Below are 21,775 nucleotides of genomic sequence, written 5' to 3'. Positions count from 1 at the left end.
ATGAAGATTCTCGTCATTGAAGATGACCGCGAAGCGGCCCGATATCTGGAAAAGGCCTTTGCTGAGGCCGGCCACACGGCCGATGTCGCCGGCGATGGCGAAACCGGTTACGCGCTGGCGGAGCAGGGCAGCTATGATGCCCTCGTCGTTGACCGGATGCTGCCGCGTCGCGATGGCCTTTCCGTCGTGGCGGCGCTTCGGGCGCGCGGCAATGACACGCCGGCCCTGATCCTCTCTGCCCTCGGCCAGGTCGATGATCGCGTCACCGGTCTTCGCGCTGGCGGCGACGATTATCTCACCAAGCCCTATGCTTTCTCCGAACTTCTCGCTCGAATCGAGGTGCTTCAGCGCCGCTCGAGCCCAAAAGAGGCCGAGACCGTTTACCGGGTTGGCGATCTCGAACTCGACCGTCTTTCCCATACGGCCAAGCGCGCCGGGCAGGTCATCATCCTGCAGCCGCGAGAATTCCGCCTGCTTGAATATTTGATGCGCCATGCCGGGCAGGTTGTCACCCGTACCATGTTGCTCGAACATGTCTGGGACTACCATTTCGATCCGCAGACCAATGTAATCGATGTCCACGTCTCGCGTCTGCGCGGTAAGATCGAGAAGGATTTCGGTACGCCGCTGCTGCATACGGTGCGCGGTGCCGGCTACATGCTCAAGGCAGCCGAGACCGGTGCATGAGCCGTTTCTCCGCCATGATGAAGATGACAGCCGTCCGGCTGTCGGCACTTTACCTGCTGCTGTTTACGGTTTGCGCGCTGGGCCTTGTATTTTACATGACCAGTCTTTCCGTGCGTCTTCTAACCACGCAAACAGAGACCGCCGTCAACGAAGAGATCGAAAGCATCGGCCAATCCTATGAGCGCGGCGGCATTGCCGGGCTTGTCCGCTCGATCGACCGTCGTGGCCGCCAGCCGGGCGCCTATCTCTATCTGGTGACCGACCCCGCCGGGCGGATTGTCGCCGGAAACGTTCAGAGCATTGAAATCGGCGTCCTCCAGACTGAAGGCTGGATCGAACGTCCCATCACCTATGAGCGTTACGGCGAGGGCAACGAAGCTAAAACCCACACCGCCATTGCCCGCGTCATCGTCATGCCAAACGGGATTCGCGTCATGGTCGGGCGTGACCTCGGGGAGCCCGAGCAGGTTCGCCTCGTCGTGCGCCGGGCGCTCATGGCCGCTCTCGGTACCATGGGCATCGGCGCGTTCCTGATCTGGTTCTTCGTCGGCCGCCGCGCGCTTCAGCGCATCGACAAGGTTTCCGTCGCATCGCAGCGGATCATGGGCGGCGATCTCGCCGGCCGCCTGCCGGTCAGCGGTTCCGGTGACGAGTTCGACCGCTTGTCTGAGAATCTCAACGGCATGCTCGCGCGCATTCAAGAACTCAATGAAGGCGTTCGGCACGTCTCCGACAATATCGCCCACGATCTGAAGACGCCGTTGACGCGCATGCACAATCGCGCCGAATCTGCCCTCGCCAGCGCCAGGACCACGAAACAGTGGCGCGCTGCCATGGAAGGCATGATCAGCGACTCCGATCAGCTTATCCGCACCTTCAATGCGATCCTGATGATCTCGCGCCTGGAATCCGGCTATTCCACGGAAGCGCTCGAACAAATCCCGCTCTCGGTGATCGCCGAGGATGTGTTCGAGCTTTACGAGCCTTCCGCCGAAGAAGCCGGTGTCCAGCTCTTGCTCGGACCCGTTGATGCAACGCCTGTCAGGGCCAACCGGGAACTTGTCGCGCAGACCGTGTCCAATCTTGTCGACAACGCGATCAAATATGCCAGCGGCGTCGACCGTCCCGTGGAGGTTTCGCTTTCCGTCGTCAGAGCGGACGACAAGGTGAAAGTTATCGTTGCCGACAATGGAACGGGTATTCCCGCCGATCAGATGGAACGCGCGACAGAACGCTTTGTGCGACTTGAGGAAAGCCGTTCGCAACCCGGTTCCGGTCTCGGTCTCAGCCTTGCCAAGGCGGTCATGAAATTGCACGGTGGCTCCCTGGAACTAGCGGACAACGCGCCGGGGCTGAGGGCGGTCCTGACATTTCCGGCGGGAGAGGAAAGCGGATGAGCAGAATATCCAAGGCGGCGAATGCTGATGCGCCATTCTTTTCGCAGGTTTTGCGGGAATTGGCGCCCTTGGATAAGAAGAATGCTGCGGCTCTCTTGCGCGAGTTTCTTGCCCATGCCGCGGAAAAAGGCTGCGGCTTCAGCAGCGCGCTGAACGACAACAAGCCGGCTACCGGTTTTCTGTCTGCCGTTCTTGATCTTTCACCCTATCTGCGCGGTACGCTCCTGCAGCGTCCGCAATTGCTCGATCCACTGTTCGAGAGTTCGCTCCCGCGGCGGCTTGAAGTGCTGTTGCATGAGATCGCGGCGGGCAGCGATGCGGAAGACCTCACCGAAGCCGATCTGATGACAGCGCTGCGGCAGCAAAAGCTCGAAGGGCACCTGCTTATCGCTCTTGGCGATCTGTCAGGTGTTTTTTCGGCCGATGATGCCCCGTTCTGGCTTTCGCGCCTGGCTGAAGAGTGTGTTGGCGCCGCTGAACGATTCCTACTTCGCGACGCCCATGCCGCCGGCAAATTGAAGCTCCCCGATCTGAAGCATCCGGAGGTTGATTCGGGCTGGATCATCCTCGCCATGGGGAAATTCGGCGCGTTCGAGCTGAACTATTCCTCCGATATCGATCTCATCGTCTTCATCGACGAGCACAGCCCGGCAATTCCCGATCCTTACGACTGCGTTGAAACCTTCTCGCGACTGACGCGCCGTCTGGTGCGCATCCTTCAGGACCGTACGGCGGACGGCTACGTTTTCCGTACCGACTTGCGGCTGCGTCCGGACCCGGGCTCGACGCCGCTGGCAATTCCTGTCGGCGCCGCCCTCAATTATTACGAGGGGCGGGGTCAGAACTGGGAACGGGCGGCAATGATCAAGGCGCGGCCCGTTGCCGGCGATATCGCCGCCGGCAAGCGGGTGATTGCGGAACTCGCACCCTATGTCTGGCGAAAATATCTCGATTATGCTGCGATTGCCGACGTGCATTCGATCAAGCGGCAGATCCACGCGCATAAGGGCCACGGCGAAATTGCCGTGCGTGGCCACAATGTGAAGCTCGGCCGCGGTGGCATCCGCGAGATCGAATTCTTCGTCCAGACGCAGCAACTCATCGCCGGCGGCCGTTTTCCCAAGCTGAGGGGCTCGCGCACCGTTGATATGCTTGCGGCACTGGAGGATCTTGGCTGGATCGGCGAGGAAGCGCGCGACACGCTTACACGAGAGTACTGGTTCCTGCGCGACGTCGAGCACCGCATCCAGATGATTGCCGACGAGCAGACGCATATGCTGCCGGAGGACGACGAGGAGTTCCTGCGCGTTGCGCATCTGATGGGCTATCGCGATGGCGAAAGCTTTGCGGCGGATTTCCGCGCGGCGCTGACGACCGTCGAAACTCACTATGCGGCGCTGTTCGAACAGGCACAGGAACTTACCGGGGAAGCCGGAAACCTCGTGTTCACCGGCGATGTCGATGATCCGGACACATTGAAGACGCTCGCCGATTTTGGCTTCGAACGCCCGAGCGATATTTGCCGCGTCATCCGTACCTGGCACTTTGGCCGCTACCGTGCTACGCAGTCAGCGGAATCACGCGAGCGCCTCACCGAATTGACGCCGGTCCTGCTGAAGGCCTTCGGCGCGACGAGCCGTGCCGACGAGGCGCTGATGCGCTTTGACGAAATGATCAAGGGCTTGCCGGCGGGAATACAGCTCTTCAGCCTGCTGCAGTCCAATCCGCGCCTCCTCGACCTTCTGGTGCTGATCATGGGCGCGGCGCCAAGACTTGCCGGGATTATCACCCGCAAACCGCATATTTTCGACGGCATGCTCGACCCCGCGATCTTCGCCGATGTTCCAACGCGCAGCTATCTCGCGGAGCGGCTGGAGAATTTTCTCGGGCCCTCCAAGGTTTACGAGGATATTCTCGACCGGCTGCGCATCTTCGCCGCCGAGCACCGCTTTCTCATCGGCATCCGCCTGCTGACCGGCGCGATCGACGGGGCGCGCGCTGGCAAGGCATTTTCGGACCTTGCCGATCTCGTTATCGACCGCGCCCTGCAGGCGGTCATTGACGAATTCGCCGTAAGACATGGTTCGATCAAAGGTGGACGCATCGCCATTCTTGGCATGGGCAAGCTCGGCAGCCGTGAATTGACCGCCGGCTCCGATGTCGATCTCATCCTGCTCTACGACCATGACGAGGACGCGGACGAGTCAGATGGCGAAAAAGGCCTGGCGCCATCGCAATACTACATGCGCCTGACGCAACGCCTCATAGCGGCACTTTCGGCGCCGACGGCGGAAGGCGTTCTCTATGAAGTCGATTTCCGTCTGCGGCCGTCCGGAAACAAGGGCCCGGTCGCCACGCACATCGACGCCTTCCGTAAATACCAGCGCAATGATGCCTGGACGTGGGAGCATATGGCCCTGACCCGGGCGCGCACGGTCGCCGGCGATGCCTCTTTCTTCCCCGAGATTCAGGAAGACGTGGCCGGCATCCTTGCGATGCCGCGCGACGCGGCGAAAATCGCCAAGGATGCCGCCGAAATGCGGGCGCTGATTGAAGCGGAGAAACCCCCGAGCGACGCCTGGGACCTGAAACTTGTCGCCGGCGGCATTATCGATCTCGAATTCATCGCCCAGTTTGCGGTGCTCACCGGTAATGTCGAAGGGCCGGTCGTGGCCCTTTCCACGGCAGAAGTGCTGCGCAAGCTGAAGCCCGAGTTCGTTGATCCCGCAACAGCCGACCGTCTTGTCGAGGCCGCGAACCTCTATACCGGCGTTACCCAGATCATCCGCCTGTGCCTCGATGGCGATGTCAAGCGCGAGGATTTCCCGCCAGGGCTTGGCGATCTTCTCTGCAAGGCCTCCGACCTTCCCGATCTTGATCGCGTAGAGGCGCAACTTCAGGAGACAGCCATGTCGGTACGCAAGACGTTTGACTCATTGCTGCAGAAAGCAAAGAAGAAGTAGCTAGGCGGCTTCCAGCGCCCGCGTCGGGATGCGCACCGAGACAATGGTGCCGACACCCTCGGTCGAACGGATCTTTAGCGCGCCGCCGTGAAGCTCCGTGAGCGAGCGCGAGATGGCGAGGCCAAGTCCGGAGCCCGCATGCGACTTGGTGAACTGGTTTTCCACCTGTTCAAAGGGCTGGCCGATCTTCTTCAGCGCCGATTTGGGGATGCCGCAGCCGGTATCCTCGACTGTGAAGACCAGCGCGCCCGAAACCTTGCGTGCCCGCACCGCTATGCGCCCGCCCGTATCGGTGAATTTCACGGCATTGGAGAGAAGGTTGAGCAGCACCTGCTTGATCGCGCGGCGGTCGGCGTCGATTGTGACGCTGTCGGCGATGCGCGTATCGACCTTGATGTCCTTCTCCTGCGCCTGCAGCGAGATGACCCGGACGGTCTCGTGGATGAGTGGGCAGAGATCAATTTCCTCGCGATCGAGCGAGAAATGTCCAGCTTCGATCTTCGACATGTCGAGGATGTCGTTGATGACATTGAGCAGATAATTGCCGCTGGTGTGGATGTCGTGGACATATTCGACATAGCGGTCGGAGCCGAGTTCGCCGAAGGTTCCCGAATGCATGATTTCGGAAAAACCGATAATGGCGTTGAGCGGCGTGCGCAGTTCGTGTGACATGTTGGCGAGGAACTCGGACTTGGCGCGGTTTGCCGCCTCGGCACGTTCCTTTTCGACCACGTATTTGCTGTTGAGCTCCGTAAGCTCGAGCGTACGCTCGACTTCGGATTTGCGGGCGAGGCTGAGGTCGTGAATGGTCGCCATAAGGCGGCGCTCGCTGTCGACCAGCCGTTCCTCGTGCACCTTCAATTGGGTGATGTCGGTGCCGACGGAGACAAGCCCGCCATCCTGCGTCCGACGCTCGTTGACCTGCAGCCAGCGTCCGTCGGCAAGCTGCCTTTCGAAGGTCAGCGCGCCGTTGCGACCATTCTCATTGGCCATGCGCTTTTCAAAGGCGACGGCACGGATGCGCGGCTCCAGCTCGTCACGGCCGATTCCGGGCAGGAGACACTCGTTCGCAAGTCCCGAATACTCGTTGAACTTGCCGTTTGACATGACGAGCCGGTTGTCGGCGTCCCAGAGAACGAAGGTCTCGGAGATGCTTTCGATCGCTTCACGGATGCGCTGGTCGGCCTGCGCGGTCGCCTGGGCAAAGCGATGCTGCTCGCTCACATCCACGGCGACGCCAACGAGATGCAGGTCGCCTTCGCCCGCCACCTGGGCGCGCACCCGCATCCATACCCAATGGCCCTCGGCGTGGCGCATGCGGAAGACGCGATCCATCTGGTTGATTTCGCCTGCCGCGACCTGCGAGGCGACATTATAGAGCTTATCGTCATCCGGATGAATGATCGACGAAATGTCGCCGAGCGAGAGGATCGCATCATGCGCTTCGTAGCCCAGCATTTCATACATGGAACGTGACCAGTAGACCCGTCCGCGTGCCATGTCCCAGTCCCACAAGCCGCAACGCCCGCGGGCGAGGGCGGTATCGACCCGTGCCTGCGTGTGTTGGTAGAGCTCGTCTGCATCCTGGGCCCGCGCAGACTGGCTGAAATAGGCGTAGAGCACGATCAGCATGATCGTCGCTGTTCCTGCGAACATTGTCACATTGACCGAGACGGTGCGCCGCCACTCGGCGAAGACATCCTCGACCGGCTGCATGGCGAAGACCGAATGCGCCGCATTGGCTGTGCGGCTATAGGCGGCAAAGGCCGGCGTTCCCTCGACCTTGACGGGCATGGTGCCGGCGCGCTCGCCAAACAGGAACAGCGGCTGCCCCTCGGTCACGAAGGTTTCGAGATTGCGTTCGCGCCAGCGCTCGCCGCCTTCGGACGAGGCGATAATGCGCGCATCCGCATCGGCAATTGCAAACCACATCCCCTGGGGGATGAGGTCGCTGGCGCGGGTCTCGGCGATGATGTTCTGAAGATCGCCGCGGCCGAGTTTCTGGCCGCCGTTTATCCGGTTGTCGATGATACTCGCCATATGGATGGCAGCCATGGAAAGGGTGGCGCGGGCTGTCCGCTCGGCATCGTCGCGCCAGGCGAGCAGTGACATCGAGCGTATGACGGCGAGCACGATGAGAAAAACGACGATCAGCGGCGGAATGGCGCGGCGCAGATAGGGTTCGGTCGCGAGAAGCTTGCCATAGGCGGGGTCGGCAAGAAGCTTTACGTGTCCGGAGAGCCGGTTGCGCCCCCGCGCAGTCGTCCGGTCCTTGGCGTAAATCTTCCCCGTCGGCGCGCGATACGCGTCCGCATTTGCCATTGAATGGCCCCCTCGAATTGTCGTTGTGTCCCGTGATTTGCTCCGGCACGCCGCACATCCGAAGCAGCTACAGTGAATCAAAACTGATTCTTTGTGTCTAGTCCCTTTATTAAATATTTATCAATAGTTTAGGCAAATCGAGGCCTCCGATGAACGACGGATCGTAACACCTTGAAATGACTCGAATTCCCTGATCGCAGGTGGCCCGGATTGCCGGCCTAAGCCAGCGTTCGCTCCACGATATCGCGCACATCCGCCGAAAGACCGCCGACTTTAGCGATATTTGCCAGCGCTTCGCGCGCATGTTCGCGCCGCACCGGCTCGAAGGAGCGCCAAGAGCGCATCGCCGTCAGCAGGCGCGCGGCAAGCTGCGGGTTCTTCTTTTCGATCGTCAGGATCGTTTCGGCAAAGAACACATAGCCATTGCCATCGGCCCTGTTGAAACCGGTCTGGTTGCCGCTGGAAAATGCGCCGATGAGCGCACGCGCGCGGTTGGGGTTGTCGAGAGAGAACAGCTTGTGCTTCATCAGGCGCTGCACCCGCTGCAGTGCTCCGACGCCGGGCTGCATCGCCTGGACGATGAACCATTTGTCCATGACCAGCGCGTCACTGCCGAAACGGTCCTCGAAGGCCTTGAGCGCCTGGCTGGTAGCATCGCTGCCGCTGAAGCGCTGGACAAGCACATGCAACGCCGCGGCACGGTCCGACATGTTGTCGGCGCTGTTGAATTGAGCAGCCGCACGCTTCGGATCCGCTTCCGCGACACTCAGATAATCGAGGAGGACGTTGCGCAGCGCACGCCGCCCCGCACTTGCAGCATCGGGCTGGAACGGCCCGTCATCGGCGAGTTGATCGTAAATCTGGGTGAACTTTTCCTCATTGGCCTCGGCAACGGTCTTGATCAGCGCATCGCGGCTCGCGAGGATCGCGTCGGGGTCGATATTGGCGCCGAGCTCGCGCGCAATATCGCTCTCGGATGGAACGCTCAGGCAAAGCGCGCGGAAAGCCTCGTCCAGCGCAACATTGGCCGCGATCTCCCCGAGAAGTTTGATCGATGAGCTTTCGATGGTCGCCGGCTTGCCGCCGCGAATACGTTTGGCGTTGCTGGTGAGCTTGCTGTTGAGAAGCTCCGTCAATGCCTGCCAGCGATTGACCTCGTCGCCATCGTTGCGTGCAAGAAAGATAAGGTCCGTGCGCGTCAGCTCACTCGTCATCGTCACCGGCGCGGAGAAACCGCGCAGCAGCGATGGCACCGGGCGCTCGGCGATGCCCGAAAGGGTGAAACGTTCCTTGCGCTTGCGCAGATGGATCACGTCGCCATCGACGAGCCCGCCCTTCGCCGACCGCGGCTTTAGTTCGCGGCCCTTGGCACCGAGCAGGCCGAACCTGACGGGAATGTGCATCGGCTTCTTCGACGCCTGTCCTGGCGTCGGCTTCAGCGACTGTTCTATTTCGATCTCGAATGTCTTGGTTGCCTGGTCATAGTCGTAAGTGACGGCGAGATTGGGCGTTCCCGCCTGGTCGTACCAGAGGCCGAACTGGCTAAGGTCCTCGCCGGAGGCATCTTCGAAGACCTTGATGAAATCTTCGATGGTCGCGGCATCGCCGTCATGGCGTTCGAAATAGAGATCCATGCCCTTGCGAAAGAGTTCGGGTCCAAGGATCGTGCGGATCATGCGCACGACTTCCGAACCTTTTTCATAGACCGTCGAGGTGTAGAAATTGTTGATCTCGCGGAACTGGCGCGGGCGCACCGGATGGGCGAGGGGACCGGCGTCTTCCGGGAACTGATGCGCCTTGAGCGCCTTGACCTCGGCAATGCGCTTGACCGGCCGCGAACGCATATCGGCCGAAAACTCGTGATCGCGATAGACGGTCAGACCTTCCTTGAGGCAAAGCTGGAACCAATCCCGGCAAGTGATTCTATTGCCTGTCCAATTGTGGAAATATTCGTGGGCGATGACGGCCTCGATGCCGGCGTAGTCTGCGTCGGTCGCGGTCTCGGGATCGGCAAGGACATATTTGTCGTTGAAGACATTGAGCCCCTTGTTCTCCATCGCGCCCATGTTGAAATCAGACACGGCGACGACGTTGAAGATGTCGAGATCGTATTCGCGGCCGAATGCCTCTTCGTCCCACTTCATCGAACGTTTCAGTGCGTCCATCGCATAAAGCGCACGCGCTTCCTTGCCATGTTCGACATAGATGCCGAGATCTACGTGGCGGCCGGACGCCGTCGTGAAACTGTCGGTGATGACGCCGAGATCACCGGCGACGAGCGCAAAGAGATAGGCGGGCTTGGGATGGGGATCGTGCCAGACTGCAAAGTGGCGCCCATCCGTAAGCGCTCCCTTATCCTTGGGGTTGCCGTTTGAAAGCAGGAGAGGCGCCTCGCTGCGCGCCGCTTCGATACGGACCGTATAGACGGAAAGAAGGTCCGGCCGGTCGAGGAAATAGGTGATCCGGCGAAAGCCTTCAGCCTCGCACTGGGTGCAGTACACGCCGCTCGAGCGGTAGAGGCCGGTCAATTGCCGGTTGAGAGTAGGATTGATCTCCGTGGTTATTTCAAGCGTAAACCTTCCGCTTTCCGGCAGGCCGCGGATCTCGAGTCGCTCCGGCGAGGCCATGTAGGCATTGTCGCCAAGCGGGGCTCCGTCGATGCGGATATCGACAAGCTTGAGTTCGTCACCATCGAGAATGAGCGGTGCATCGGCGCCGACGCCTGCGCGGCGTTCGACGATAAGCTTCGATTTGACAATTGTGCGCTCCGGATCGAGCGTGAAATCCAGATGTGTTTCGGGAATGAGAAAATCGGTCGGCTTGTAATCTTCCAGATGAAAAACCTTGCCGGTATCGGTACGCATAGTCGAAAAATCCTTTGTGTGGTGCCGGAACCTAGAGCAAGTTGCGTCGGTAGGAAACCCTGAGGACCGCGATCAACCGATTGTTTGAGCGCCAAACGCAACGTGATCGGAATTCCATCTGGTGTGCCTGTGAAAACAAGCATATAGATATATCAGTTTCCAGTCCTCATCATTTCGCTCGCCGCCTACCCCCAAGGAATTCCTGTTGTGACCACTATCGTTCACCCGCAAGAAGGTGAACCGCCCGTTGCAGACAAGTTGCGTACGACCAATGCGATGCTCGGAATTGGTCTGAAAGTCGCCTCCGTCTGTGTCTTCGTCTGCATGTCGAGCCTGCTCAAGGCATCGGATGGAATTCCCGCCGGTCAGCTCGTCTTTTTCCGCTCCTTCTTCGCAATCTTTCCGGTCATCGCCTTTATCGCATGGCAGGGACAAATGTCCGTCGCTTTCAAGACGAGCGAGCCCTTCAGCCATTTCTGGCGCGGCTTCGTCGGCGTCAGCGCCATGAGCCTCAGTTTTTATGGCCTGACCAAACTGCCGCTGCCGGAATCGATTGCGATCTCTTACGCGACGCCGCTCCTGACCGTCGTCTGCAGCGCGATATTTCTGCGCGAGACGGTCCGCCTTTACCGCTGGTCGGCGGTATGCTTCGGGCTGGTTGGTGTCCTGATCATCCTTTGGCCGCGCATGTCTTTCTTTACCGGGGAGACGGAATTTGGCGGCGGCGAGGCGATCGGCGCCCTTGCCACGCTCGGCGGCGCCGGGCTTGCTGCCGTTGCCATGCTGCTCGTGCGCAAGCTCGTGCAGACGGAGCGCACACCCACAATCGTCGTCTATTTCTCGATCGCGTCGAGCCTTATCGCCGTCGTAAGTTTTCCATTCGGCTGGGTGTGCCCGACGGGCTTGCAGGCAACCTATCTGATCATGGCCGGGATCGCCGGCGGCGTCGCGCAGATCCTCCTGACTGAAAGCTACCGCCACGCCGACATGTCGACGATTGCGCCGTTCGAATACACATCCATGTTGCTTGGGATTACTATCGGCTACCTGCTCTTCGGTGATATCCCGACCGCCGAAATGATCACCGGCGCGGTCATCGTCATCAGTGCCGGGATCTTCATCATCTACCGCGAGCACCGGCTCGGCCTTGCCCGCGCAAGGGCGCGCAAGGCATCGACGCCGCAGGGTTGATCGCCCTACTGCTGCTCGCCCTGAGCCGCTTCGCTCAACGGGTGCAGTTGCAAGGTTTCGGGCGTTTGCGGGCGGTCATGCGGGCGAATGGCGAAATCCGGCCGCGTCGAGGGCGCCTGCGCGGCACGGCGCAGGCTGCGCCAGAACGCGTAGGATCCGTAGGCGGCGTAGGTGATCGCCATCGTCACGAAGAATCCGGACGGGCCGTTCAAGTCCATGAGCCGGCCTGCGATCTGCGGCCCTATCATGCTGCCAACACCGTAAACAATGAGCAGTCCGCTCGACACCTTGACGAATTCGCTCGGCTCGGCGAAGTCGTTGGCATGGGCCACGTTCAGCGAATAGATGGGGAAGAGCACGGTCCCGAAAGCGAACATCAGCGTATAGATGACCCATGGGGTCGTTGGCTGCAGCATGATCATCGTCAATGATATGGCGACACCGCCAATCCCGGCGACGACCATGACGTAGCGACGGTCGATGAAATCCGACATGCGGCCGATAGGATACTGGAAAATCGCCCCGCCGATCATCGATGTGGCAATCATCGTGGCGATGCCGAAGGTGGAAAGCCCGATATCGCGTCCATAGACCGCCGATAAGAAATTCCATGCACCCGCGATAATCCCGGCAAGCAGCGAGCCGACCAGCGCCGCGGGTGACTTGCGGAAGAGGCCCGGCAAATCCAGTGAAACCTGGGTGAGCGGACGCGGCGACTGCGCATTGGAAAGGCCCGTCGGTATGAGGGCGGCGGCGTAGATGAGGGCGCCGATCATGAACAGCGCCTGCGTCAAAGGATTGCCGAATGGCAGGATATATTGGCCGACAAGGAGGCCGATCATCGACACGATCATATAGATCGAGAACACCATGCCGCGCGTCGCATTGGTGACGCGCTCGTTGAGCCAGCTCTCGATGACCATGTAGCTCCCGGCGAGCGAAAAACCGGCCAGAGCGCGAAAAACGGTCCAGGCCCAGGGATCGACGATCAAACCATGCAGGAGCATCGACATGCTGAGCAGCGTCAGGAGAACGGCGAAGACGCGGACATGGCCGACACGCCGCACCAGTCGTGGCACGACGATGCAGCCTCCGGTGAAGGCAAGCGCGTAGCCCGTACCAAGCCAGCCGATCGTCGTCGGCGACCAGCCCTCCATGCCGGCGCGCAGCGGCAACAGAATTCCCGCGAGCCCCCCCGCCGTCAGCATCAGAAACGTGCTGGTCAATAGCGCCGTAATCGGCAAGAGCTGGAGAAACATCGAAGGATCCTGCGTGTCAGCCTGGAAAGCTACAGGTTTCGTTCGGTCTGCAAGCCGATAATTACGACACTGCCTTTCCAGTTTTGCGCCAAGCCATTGGATTATTCGGCCAGGCTGCGCAACCGCATTTTGACATTGAGGAAGTCGCGCCAGGCAAAGCGCTTCTGTGCCGGGTTGCGCAGGAGGTAGGCCGGGTGAAGCGTTGGCATCACCGGTATCTCGATGCCGGAGGGCGTAAGATGGGTCTTCCAGTTGCCGCGCAGCCGCAAAATGCCTTCGCCGGCATTGGTCAATGCCTTGGCAGCCGGGCCGCCGAGTGCCACCAAAATCTTTGGGTTGGCGAGTTCCACCTGGCGCTCGAAGAACGGACGGCAGATTTCCGTTTCGAGCGGCGTCGGCGTCCGGTTGCCCGGCGGCCGCCAAGGGATTGTATTGGCAATATAGACACTGCTGCGATCAAGGCCGATGGCGGCAAACATGCGGTCAAGCAATTGCCCGGAACGGCCGATGAAGGGCACGCCCTCCAGATCCTCTTCGCGACCGGGCGCTTCGCCTACGAACATGATGGATGCGGCGGGATTGCCATCGGAAAAGACGAGGTTCTTGGCCGTGAACTTCAGATTGCACCCGTCGAAGGCGGCGAGCTGCTCGCGCAGTTCTTCGAGCGAACCTGCCCCTAATGCAAGCTGGCGCGCCATTGCGATCTTCGCGTCGTCAGGCACGGACGCCTTGGCAAGCGCCGGCGCGGCTAAGTTGGCTTGAGGGCGTTCAGGAGCCGGCGCGGATGCGGACCTCGCAGGAGGGGAAACGGGCGCGACCGACGATGCACGCTTCGCCTCGATTTGCGAAAACCTGTCGACCGGCACATCCTCGAGCGGCGTGTCGACACCGGCCTCGGCATAAAAGTGCAAGAGCTCGCGCAGGTTGGGCAATGGGCAATCCTTTTTCTCTGAAGTCGCAAATTGTGCGGGCGATTGCAAGTTCAAGAGGATGGAATACGAGGGTCCTGCACCAGATAGAACACACGCTTCGGCGTAAAATCAGCGATTGGAAACTGGAACGTCGCATTCTCGCCGGGATCGAGTTTGCCGCCACTGAACACAAGGCGGTCGTAAGGCTCGAAATCGTCGCTGTAATGCGCAAAGCCCCGCGACTTGACCAGGTCGGTCTTGTCGCCCGGTTGATAGAACGACAGGCCGTCGCCATAGTCGCTCGGCACGTTCAACTGCTCCTGTAGTTCGAATTCGAACTCGATCCACGGATGGCCGCTGCCGTTGATCGCCCGAACCTGCAAGTAGAAGAGAATGCCGGCATCCTCGTTCGGGTTTGTAAGCGCGACCCTGTCGGTTCGGATGACAAGGGTTGTCGGCGTTGCGGAAGGAAACTCCTCGGTGAGGATGATGGGGTCTTTCAGCGTACCCGTTCCGCTTATTGACCGGATCGTAAAGCCGCCAAGTTCGTCGGAAAATGAATAGGGCCCCGCCGCCCAAAGTTCGGGTTCTTCGGCTGCGATTGCAGGGGAAAGAGCGGCGGCGAACAGCAAAGCGGCGGCGAGGAGGCCTTTGAGCATCCAGATTGCCCGGGGTCGTGTCATCCGGTCTCCAATCATCAAAAGATGGGCACCAGCTTCGCTATGTTCGTGGCTAAGTATGAACGAATTGCAGCATCGCGCAACTGTCACAGGGCGGCAGTTGATTGACGTTTACGTCAAGGTAAATTATGAATCGCCGCGCTGTCGTAACATGAGGGCAATTGGCCGCATCTGGAATGCTTTCTAGGCACTGTCTTGCGGCTATTGTTGCGTTACAAATCGGAAAAACACGGGCAGGAATCGTGTTACGGGGCATACCAGGTATTCAGGAGGAAAGCATGAGCGAGACACCAGAACTTCCAGAGCGCGAAAGCATGGAGTTTGATGTCGTGATCGTCGGCGGTGGACCGTCGGGCCTCTCGGCTGCCATCAGGCTCAAGCAGATCAATCCTGAACTTTCCGTCGTCGTTCTCGAAAAGGGCGGTGAGATCGGAGCCCATATCCTTTCCGGCGCAGTCGTCGATCCCATCGGCATAGACAAACTGCTGCCCGGCTGGCGCGACGAGGAGGGCCACCCCTTCAAGACGCCGGTAACGGCCGATCATTTCCTGGTGCTGGGACATTCGGGCTCTATCCGCCTGCCCAATTTCGCCATGCCGCCGCTGATGAACAATCATGGCAATTTCATCGTTTCGCTCGGCAATGTTTGCCGCTGGCTCGGCACCAAGGCGGAGGAACTCGGCGTTGAAATCTACCCCGGCTTCGCCGGCACCGAGGTTCTTTACGATGATAACGGCGCAGTCATCGGCGTAGCCACCGGCGACATGGGCATTGAAAAAGATGGCACGCATGGTCCCGCCTATACGCGCGGCATGGCTCTTCTGGGCAAGTATGTCCTCATCGCCGAAGGGGCGCGAGGCTCGCTCGCCAAAGTGTTGATCAACAATTTCAAGCTCAGCGAGGGCAAGGAGCCGGCGAAGTACGGCATCGGCCTCAAGGAACTCTGGCAAGTCGATCCCTCCAAGCACAAGCTCGGGCTGGTGCAGCACTCCTTTGGCTGGCCGCTCGACATGAAGACGGGGGGCGGTTCGTTCCTCTATCACCTTGAGGACAATACCGTCGCCGTCGGCTTCGTCATGCACCTCAACTACAAGAATCCCTACCTGTCGCCATTCGAGGAATTCCAGCGTTTCAAGACGCATCCGGCCATTCGCGGTACGTTTGAAGGCGGCAAACGCCTCTCCTATGGCGCGCGCGCCATCACCGAAGGCGGCTGGCAATCGGTGCCGAAACTGTCGTTCCCGGGCGGAGCGCTGATTGGTTGCTCGGCCGGTTTCGTCAATGTTCCGCGTATCAAGGGCTCCCACAACGCCATGCTGTCCGGCATGCTGGCAGCCGAGCATGTCGCCGAGGCGCTTGCGGCAGGCCGCGCCAATGATGAACTTATCACGTACGAGAATGCCTGGCGCTCCAGCGAAATCGGCAAGGACCTGAAGCGCGTGCGCAATGTCAAGCCGATGTGGTCCAAGCTCGGCACCATTGGCGGCGTCATGCTCGGCGGTCTCGACATGTGGCTCAACACGATCTTTGGCGGCTGGTCGCCGTTCGGAACCTGGAAGCACGGCAAGAACGACGCTGCCTCGCTCGAGCCCGCGAGCAAGTACAGCCGGATCGCTTACCCGAAGCCGGATGGCGTTCTCACCTTTGACCGCCTTTCGTCAGTGTTCCTGTCGAACACCAACCATGAGGAGAACGAGCCGGTTCACCTCATCGTCAAGGACCCTGCGCTGCAGAAGTCATCGGAACACGATGTCTTTGCCGGGCCATCGACCCGGTATTGCCCGGCGGGTGTGTATGAGTGGGTCGAGGAGGCGTCGGGTCCGAAATTCGTCATCAATGCCCAAAACTGCGTCCACTGCAAAACCTGCGATATCAAAGACCCCAATCAGAATATCAACTGGGTGCCGCCGCAGGGCGGCGAGGGGCCCGTCTATACGAACATGTAGTTCTCAAAGCCCGGCCATCGTGCCGGGCTCCTGATTGCGGAGCATGACGGTCTGCTCGTCCGGTCCATTGTCATCCACGCCCTCTATTGAAAATCGCAGCAGCAGCGGCAGATGGTCGGAGCCGACCGGCTGAAGCGAATCCACCGATTTTGCCGCGATGCGCTCTGATACCAGCACATGGTCGATCGGCAGGCCGATCCAGCGCGCGGCATGGGCAAAAGTGCCGTTGATCAGCCAACTTGGACGCAAGCCGTCGACTGGATGCGTGTTGCTGGCGTCGACGAGGTTCCTGATGGTCTGGCTCCACGGTGCAGCGTTGAAATCACCGGCAAGGATTATCGGACCGCCAAGGCGCACGAGATAGGGCTGCATCTCCTCGACATTTTCCGCCTGCTCGAAAGGCCAGGGCCAGCCAAGGTGCACGGAGGCTATGAGTGCGCTGCGCCCGCCGAAATCGATGCGCGCCAGCGCCATCAAACTGTTTCCGACGCACTGAGGTGTCGTACCGAGCGCGAAAGGCCGCCGCGAAAGGATGGCAACGCCGCCGACGCGCTTCGTGCTTGGGCAGACGATCTTGTGAGGATATCGTCCTTCAACAGCTTTGAGTCTGGATCGCCAGTCGTCGGATACCTCTTGCAAGGTGATGACGTCGGGCGCTTCGCGCGCGATCGTTCGAATGACTTCCGACTGATCGCGATTGTCGTAGCGAAGGTTGAGCTGCATCAGCTTGAATTCGGGGAGGTCGCCATTCGATGCGGGCTCGCTTCCGCCTTCGGCCGAAGGAGCAGGTGTGGGTATCAATACCGTCCCCAGCGCCGTCAGCGCGAAGACGATCGACATCAGCCCCTCGCGCCATAGGCCAAGGATGAGCGCAGGGATTGCCGAGATGGCCATCAGTACGGCGAGATGCATGCGAAAATGCGCAAAGGCATCGAAGAGCGGATGCGCCGATCCGAAAAAGCCAAGAACCAGCGGCACCGAGATCAGGCTCGGTATGAGGACTGCAGCGAGCCTGAGCCGCGAATGCGATGATGGGGTCGTCATTGGACGCATTAAACCGGCAATTGCGACGCAATCAAGATGATGACTCCAAGAGGGTGTTACGTCCGCGACTGCAATCGGTGTCAACTTCTTCGCGCAGCATTTGCAACCCTGAATTCGTTGCTGCGCGGCGCCTTTCCCGCGATGTTTTGCACTGTTGGGGCCTTTCACTGCATCATTCGCGAAGCTAGATGTCCATAGGACAATATGTACCGTCGAACCGGAGCACGTTATGACCGTCAAGCGCATCGTCGCCAATCTCGCTGTTTCCGATCCTGCTGCGGTCCGGGCGTTTTATGAAGATTTGCTCGGCCTGAATGTGGTCATGGATCATGGCTGGATACTGACCTTCGCGTCCGACGCTCCGACCAGACCTGAGCTCAGTATTGCCAGCGAAGGCGGTTCAGGAACGCCCGTGCCCGACCTTTCCATCGAGGTCGATAACGTCGATGCTCTCTATGCGCGGGCGGTGGCGGCGGGCTACGAGATCACCTATGGCATCACAGACGAGCCATGGGGCGTGCGCCGCTTCTACGTACGCGATCCGTCGGGCAGGATCGTCAACATTCTCGCGCATGCTTAAAGCTCAAAGCAACTTTGCCAGATTGCTGAGAAGGCGATCGTGTTCGTCATTGCCGAGAAGCGCCTGAATGTCCTTATGCGTGCTGGTCCATACCGGCAAAACGTCGGACAGGAGCTTGCTCCCGGCCGGCGTGAGCGCCAATAATCGGCTGCGCTTGTCCGCAGGGTCGATCTCCACCTTCACGAGGCCGCGACGCTCCAAAGGTTTCAGCGCTGCGGTCAGTGTGGTGCGGTCCATGGCAAGGAGCGATGCCACCGAACGCAGGTTCGGCGGCTGCGGACGGTTCAGCGACATGAGCAGGGAAAACTGCCCGTTGGTGACATCGTAGGGGCGCATCGCCTCGTCGAAGCGACGGGCAAGGGCGCGCGCCGTCCGCTGCACGGCCAGACACATGCAGGTATCACGGACATAAAGGGTGGTTTCGAAAGGAACGGAAATCGGCTTTGACATGGCCTATATATGTTGATATCAACCTAAATGTCAATATTTAATCACGAGATCCCGATATAGTCCGGCCAATCATGGAGGAGGTACTAACATGACCACACCCGGCAATTTCATTTGGTATGAATTGATGACCACCGACGCCGAGGCGGCAGAGGCTTTCTATAGTGATGTCGTCGGCTGGGACCCAAAGGATTCCGGACATCCCGACATGCGCTACGTTGCTTAACGTTGGCGCCGCGCCAGTGGCAGGCCTGATGACGATACCGGACGACTGCGGCCCGGACATGAAGCCAGCGTGGACTGGCTATATCTGGGCGCAGGACGTCGATGCGAAGGCGAAGGAAGTCGAGCAACTCGGCGGCAAGGTTTATCGCGAGCCGGCGGATATTCCCAATGTTGGCCGCTTTGCAGTTGTCGCCGACCCGCAGGGCGCAACGTTTCAGCTGTTTGCGCCAAGCATGACGGACCAGGGCGATATGCCGAAACCGCCGGTGCAAGGCACGATCGGCTGGCATGAGCTTAACACCGAGAACTGGCAAGGCGCGTTCGACTTCTATTCGAAACTCTTCGGCTGGACCAAGGACCAGGCGATTGATATGGGCGATATGGGCACTTACCAGCTCTTCGCCGCCGGTGCCGAAGCTGTCGGCGGGATGATGAACCGGATGGACAAGTCGGTCCCGCCAATGTGGAATTTCTATTTCTGCGTCGACAACATCGATGCGGCGCAGGAACGGGTGACGAGCAAGGGCGGCAAGGTCCTGTTCGGGCCGCAGGAGGTACCGGGCGGCGCCTTTATCCTCCAATGCCTTGATCCGCAGGGCGCGATGTTCTGCCTGGTAGGTATGCGCAGCTGAGCCGGATCGCTTGAGGTGCTACTGAAATGCCATCTCGTAGAAACTGCGCAGCTTGCGCGAGTGCAGTTTCTCGGGTGGCATTTCAGCCAGCTTTTCCAGCGCGCGAATGCCGATCTGCAAATGCTGGGCAACCTGGCGCTTGTAGAACTCCGTCGCCATGCCCGGCAGCTTGAGTTCGCCATGCAGCGGCTTGTCGGAAACACAGAGCAGCGTGCCGTAGGGGACGCGGAAGCGGAAACCGTTTGCAGCGATCGTCGCCGATTCCATATCGAGCGCAATGGCGCGCGACTGTGACAGGCGTTTCACCGGACCGCGCTGGTCGCGCAATTCCCAATTGCGGTTGTCGATCGTCGCCACCGTGCCGGTGCGCATGATCCGCTTCAGATCATAGCCCTCGAGCCCGGTAATTTCGGCGACAGCCTGTTCCAGCGCCACCTGAACTTCGGCAAGGGCAGGGATCGGGACCCATACGGGCAGATCATCGTCAAGCACATGGTCCTCGCGCACATAGGCATGGGCCAGCACATAGTCTCCGAGCGCCTGCGTATTGCGCAGGCCCGCGCAATGCCCGAGCATCAGCCATGCATGCGGACGCAAGACCGCGATGTGATCTGTGATCGTCTTGGCATTGGAAGGGCCGACGCCGATATTGACCATGGTGATTCCCGATCCATTGCGGCGTTCGAGATGATAGGCCGGCATTTGCGGCATGCGACCGGCCGGAACGCCCGATGTCGGCGCGCTGCTGCCTGCCTCGGTGATCAGGTTGCCAGGCTCGATGAAACGCTCATAGCCGCCACCGCCGGCTGCCATGAGCTTGCGCGCCCACACGCAGAATTCATCGATATAGAACTGATAGTTGGTGAACAGCACATAGTTCTGAAAATGCACCGGATGCGTGGCCGTATAGTGCGACAACCGGTGCAGGGAATAATCGACGCGCTGTGCGGTGAAAGGCGATAGCGGCATGATGCCATCGAGGTCATCCGCCTCGTATTCGCCATTGACGATGCGGTCATCGGTTGCATTGAGGTCCGGCACATCGAATAGATCGCGCAGGGGCCGGGTGAACGCATCGGCGATCGAAGATTCAACATGCGTTCCTTCGAGGAAGGCGAAGTGGATCGGGATGGGCGTCGTCGATTCCTGCACAGTCACCGGTCCGCCGTGGTTGCGGATCAAGAGCTTGATCTGTTCCTCGAGGTAACTTGCAAAGAGGTCGGGGCGGGTAATGGTCGCCGCGTACTGGCCGGGCGAAGACACATGGCCGAAGGCAAGGCGCGAGTCGATCTGCGCATAGCTTGACGTGGAAAGCTGCACCTCGGGGTAGAAGGCGCGAAAATGCAGCGTGTCCTTGGCTTCGCCTTTCGCGACCTTGTCGAAGGCGTCGCGCAGGAATTGCGTATTGCGCTCGTAGATCCGGCGCAGCGCGTCGACAGCCGCATGCTCGTCCATGAACTCTTCGGGTTCAACATGCGGCGGCATGCTGATCGTGACAGGCTTTCTTGTTCCGATTCGTTTATCCATCCCCGCAATATAGTCGCTCCGGGTGACAGTTGAAATGCACCTGTCTCAAACGCGCTGCAAGGCGACGAGGAGTACGAGCCCAACGCCGCCATTGGATGGCGAGCGGCTTTCATAGCTGGCCGCAAAGGCGATGACCGGCCCGACGAGGATCGCCGAAAAGACAAGCGCCCGCAGGAAAATCAGCGAAAAGTTTGCTGTCGACCGCATCATGTCCCGGAATCTCCTCGGCCCGCTTCGGCACCCATCGTATCGAGCGCAAATTAGGCGAGGCGTGCTGAACCAAAGCTGAGACCGCCGTTCATCTGGCGTTCAACGGAATTGCATGGCCCATCTTGCGCGCGGCGATGGAAGTTCTATTTCTCTTGAACATTCCCACGCATGGAGACTGCGATGACCTCCCAAACCAAACCGATCGAACTCTATTACTGGCCGACGCCCAACGGCTGGAAAATATCCATCATGCTCGAGGAGCTCGGCGTTCCCTACGATCTGAAACTTGTCAACATCGGCAAGGGCGAACAGTTCGAGCCTTCTTTCCTGAAGATCGCCCCCAACAACCGTATGCCGGCCATCATCGACCCAGAGGGACCGGGCGGAAAGCCAATCTCGGTATTCGAATCCGGCGCGATCCTGCAGTATCTCGGCCGGAAATTCGGAAAATTCTATCCGCAGGAGGAACGCAGCCGCGTCGCGGTTGAAGAGTGGCTGTTCTGGCAGGTGGGCGGTCTCGGCCCGATGGCCGGCCAGGCGCATCATTTCCGTCAATATGCCCCCGAGAAGATCGAATATGCGTTCAATCGCTATACCAACGAGGTAAACCGCCTCTATGGCGTGATGAACCGGCGGCTTGCCGAGCACGACTATCTTGCCGGCGACTATTCCATCGCCGACATGGCCGCCTATGGCTGGGTCGTGCCGCATGCCAATCAGGGTCAGGATTTGAAGGAATTTCCAAATCTTAAGCGCTGGTTCGAAGCGATCGGTGCGCGGCCCGGCGTGCAGCGCGGGCTCGAACTCGGGAAAGAAGAGCGGCGCAATCTCGCCGAGGACGAGGAAGCCAAGAAGGTGCTCTTCGGCCAGCGGGCCCGCTGAACCGGCGC

The 21,775-nt window shown here is 59.9% G+C and carries 16 protein-coding genes and 1 pseudogene; 8 read left to right on the top strand and 9 right to left on the bottom strand.

Translation table 11 applies throughout. The features are described from left to right. Genes GF108_RS10230 through GF108_RS10220 form a run of 3 tightly spaced genes read left to right on the top strand, consistent with a single transcriptional unit; the run spans position 1 to position 5,047 of the window. A complete protein-coding gene (locus GF108_RS10230) occupies positions 1 to 687 on the top strand; it encodes a response regulator transcription factor (RefSeq protein ID WP_027229934.1) in 687 nt (228 codons plus the stop codon). Continuing rightward, positions 684 to 2,084: a HAMP domain-containing sensor histidine kinase gene (locus tag GF108_RS10225; RefSeq protein ID WP_091919242.1), complete on the top strand. Its 1,401-nt coding sequence runs from the start codon at positions 684 to 686 to the stop codon at positions 2,082 to 2,084. The genes GF108_RS10230 and GF108_RS10225 overlap by 4 nt, the downstream gene beginning before the upstream one ends. Then, positions 2,081 to 5,047 carry a bifunctional [glutamine synthetase] adenylyltransferase/[glutamine synthetase]-adenylyl-L-tyrosine phosphorylase gene (locus GF108_RS10220; protein ID WP_153667860.1) on the top strand — a complete coding sequence of 989 codons (2,967 nt, stop codon included), beginning with the start codon at positions 2,081 to 2,083 and terminating at the stop codon, positions 5,045 to 5,047. The genes GF108_RS10225 and GF108_RS10220 overlap by 4 nt, the downstream gene beginning before the upstream one ends. Here the strand turns inward: GF108_RS10220 and GF108_RS10215 are convergent, their stop codons facing one another. Continuing rightward, positions 5,048 to 7,369 (bottom strand): PAS domain-containing sensor histidine kinase, encoded by a 2,322-nt coding sequence (locus GF108_RS10215; protein ID WP_153667859.1) that lies wholly within the window; start codon positions 7,367 to 7,369, stop codon positions 5,048 to 5,050. A 218-nt stretch (positions 7,370 to 7,587) separates the two neighbouring features. Then, positions 7,588 to 10,233 carry an aminopeptidase N gene (gene pepN, locus GF108_RS10210; RefSeq protein ID WP_153667858.1) on the bottom strand — a complete coding sequence of 882 codons (2,646 nt, stop codon included), beginning with the start codon at positions 10,231 to 10,233 and terminating at the stop codon, positions 7,588 to 7,590. A 276-nt stretch (positions 10,234 to 10,509) separates the two neighbouring features. On the opposite strand from pepN, the gene GF108_RS10205 reads away from it, so the two are divergent. Beyond that, positions 10,510 to 11,424: a DMT family transporter gene (locus GF108_RS10205; protein WP_153668249.1), complete on the top strand. Its 915-nt coding sequence runs from the start codon at positions 10,510 to 10,512 to the stop codon at positions 11,422 to 11,424. A gap of 5 nt (positions 11,425 to 11,429) precedes the next feature. Here GF108_RS10205 and GF108_RS10200 read toward each other — a convergent pair whose 3' ends face one another. The 3 genes from GF108_RS10200 to GF108_RS10190 form a co-directional block, all read right to left on the bottom strand. Beyond that, positions 11,430 to 12,683, bottom strand: a complete 1,254-nt coding sequence (locus GF108_RS10200; protein WP_153667857.1) for an MFS transporter — start codon at positions 12,681 to 12,683, stop codon at positions 11,430 to 11,432. A 101-nt stretch (positions 12,684 to 12,784) separates the two neighbouring features. Then, positions 12,785 to 13,615, bottom strand: coding sequence for a uracil-DNA glycosylase family protein (locus tag GF108_RS10195; RefSeq protein ID WP_153667856.1), 831 nt, complete (start codon positions 13,613 to 13,615; stop codon positions 12,785 to 12,787). Positions 13,616 to 13,665: 50 nt separating this feature from the next. Next, positions 13,666 to 14,277: a hypothetical protein gene (locus GF108_RS10190; protein WP_246663902.1), complete on the bottom strand. Its 612-nt coding sequence runs from the start codon at positions 14,275 to 14,277 to the stop codon at positions 13,666 to 13,668. A 275-nt stretch (positions 14,278 to 14,552) separates the two neighbouring features. Here GF108_RS10190 and GF108_RS10185 point away from each other — a divergent pair, with 275 nt between their 5' ends. Continuing rightward, entirely contained in the window at positions 14,553 to 16,220 is a 1,668-nt protein-coding gene (locus GF108_RS10185; protein ID WP_153667855.1) for an electron transfer flavoprotein-ubiquinone oxidoreductase, read from the top strand. 3 nt (positions 16,221 to 16,223) lie between these two features. On the opposite strand, the gene GF108_RS10180 is transcribed toward GF108_RS10185, so the two are convergent. Further along, positions 16,224 to 17,264, bottom strand: coding sequence for an endonuclease/exonuclease/phosphatase family protein (locus tag GF108_RS10180; protein WP_172982610.1), 1,041 nt, complete (start codon positions 17,262 to 17,264; stop codon positions 16,224 to 16,226). Positions 17,265 to 17,493: 229 nt separating this feature from the next. Here GF108_RS10180 and GF108_RS10175 point away from each other — a divergent pair, with 229 nt between their 5' ends. Next, positions 17,494 to 17,844, top strand: coding sequence for a VOC family protein (locus GF108_RS10175; protein WP_153667853.1), 351 nt, complete (start codon positions 17,494 to 17,496; stop codon positions 17,842 to 17,844). 3 nt (positions 17,845 to 17,847) lie between these two features. Here GF108_RS10175 and GF108_RS10170 read toward each other — a convergent pair whose 3' ends face one another. Continuing rightward, complete coding sequence (locus GF108_RS10170; protein WP_027229922.1) at positions 17,848 to 18,294, bottom strand: MarR family winged helix-turn-helix transcriptional regulator; 447 nt, start codon at positions 18,292 to 18,294, stop codon at positions 17,848 to 17,850. An 88-nt stretch (positions 18,295 to 18,382) separates the two neighbouring features. Here GF108_RS10170 and GF108_RS10165 point away from each other — a divergent pair. After that, a pseudogene (locus GF108_RS10165) lies at positions 18,383 to 19,148 on the top strand (VOC family protein). Positions 19,149 to 19,166: 18 nt separating this feature from the next. On the opposite strand, the gene GF108_RS10160 reads toward GF108_RS10165, so the two are convergent. Both GF108_RS10160 and GF108_RS10155 read right to left on the bottom strand, forming a co-directional pair. Further along, a complete protein-coding gene (locus tag GF108_RS10160) occupies positions 19,167 to 20,675 on the bottom strand; it encodes an AMP nucleosidase (RefSeq protein ID WP_091919223.1) in 1,509 nt (502 codons plus the stop codon). A gap of 45 nt (positions 20,676 to 20,720) precedes the next feature. Further along, positions 20,721 to 20,885, bottom strand: coding sequence for a hypothetical protein (locus tag GF108_RS10155; RefSeq protein WP_153667852.1), 165 nt, complete (start codon positions 20,883 to 20,885; stop codon positions 20,721 to 20,723). 180 nt (positions 20,886 to 21,065) lie between these two features. Here GF108_RS10155 and GF108_RS10150 point away from each other — a divergent pair, with 180 nt between their 5' ends. Next, positions 21,066 to 21,767, top strand: a complete 702-nt coding sequence (locus GF108_RS10150; RefSeq protein WP_153667851.1) for a glutathione S-transferase N-terminal domain-containing protein — start codon at positions 21,066 to 21,068, stop codon at positions 21,765 to 21,767. Positions 21,768 to 21,775 lie beyond the last annotated feature (8 nt).

The sequence above is a fragment of the Phyllobacterium sp. SYP-B3895 genome, from assembly GCF_009647635.1.
GTDB classification, from domain to species: domain Bacteria; phylum Pseudomonadota; class Alphaproteobacteria; order Rhizobiales; family Rhizobiaceae; genus Phyllobacterium; species Phyllobacterium pellucidum.
Note: the sequence above shows the minus strand (reverse complement) of the source record. Positions and strands in the feature narration are given on the sequence as shown.

Bases quoted from the DNA above. Each gene is read 5' to 3' on its own strand.
- GF108_RS10230 (WP_027229934.1), top strand. From the start codon at position 1: ATGAAGATTCTCGTCATTGAAGATGACCGCGAAGCGGCCCGATATCTG.
- GF108_RS10225 (WP_091919242.1), top strand. From the start codon at position 684: ATGAGCCGTTTCTCCGCCATGATGAAGATGACAGCCGTCCGGCTGTCG.
- GF108_RS10205 (WP_153668249.1), top strand. From the start codon at position 10,510: ATGCTCGGAATTGGTCTGAAAGTCGCCTCCGTCTGTGTCTTCGTCTGC.
- pepN (WP_153667858.1), bottom strand. From the start codon at position 10,233: ATGCGTACCGATACCGGCAAGGTTTTTCATCTGGAAGATTACAAGCCG.
- GF108_RS10150 (WP_153667851.1), top strand. From the start codon at position 21,066: ATGACCTCCCAAACCAAACCGATCGAACTCTATTACTGGCCGACGCCC.
- GF108_RS10190 (WP_246663902.1), bottom strand. From the start codon at position 14,277: ATGACACGACCCCGGGCAATCTGGATGCTCAAAGGCCTCCTCGCCGCC.
- GF108_RS10215 (WP_153667859.1), bottom strand. From the start codon at position 7,369: ATGGCAAATGCGGACGCGTATCGCGCGCCGACGGGGAAGATTTACGCC.
- GF108_RS10155 (WP_153667852.1), bottom strand. From the start codon at position 20,885: ATGATGCGGTCGACAGCAAACTTTTCGCTGATTTTCCTGCGGGCGCTT.
- GF108_RS10220 (WP_153667860.1), top strand. From the start codon at position 2,081: ATGAGCAGAATATCCAAGGCGGCGAATGCTGATGCGCCATTCTTTTCG.
- GF108_RS10200 (WP_153667857.1), bottom strand. From the start codon at position 12,683: ATGTTTCTCCAGCTCTTGCCGATTACGGCGCTATTGACCAGCACGTTT.
- GF108_RS10185 (WP_153667855.1), top strand. From the start codon at position 14,553: ATGAGCGAGACACCAGAACTTCCAGAGCGCGAAAGCATGGAGTTTGAT.
- GF108_RS10180 (WP_172982610.1), bottom strand. From the start codon at position 17,264: ATGACGACCCCATCATCGCATTCGCGGCTCAGGCTCGCTGCAGTCCTC.
- GF108_RS10175 (WP_153667853.1), top strand. From the start codon at position 17,494: ATGACCGTCAAGCGCATCGTCGCCAATCTCGCTGTTTCCGATCCTGCT.
- GF108_RS10160 (WP_091919223.1), bottom strand. From the start codon at position 20,675: ATGGATAAACGAATCGGAACAAGAAAGCCTGTCACGATCAGCATGCCG.
- GF108_RS10170 (WP_027229922.1), bottom strand. From the start codon at position 18,294: ATGTCAAAGCCGATTTCCGTTCCTTTCGAAACCACCCTTTATGTCCGT.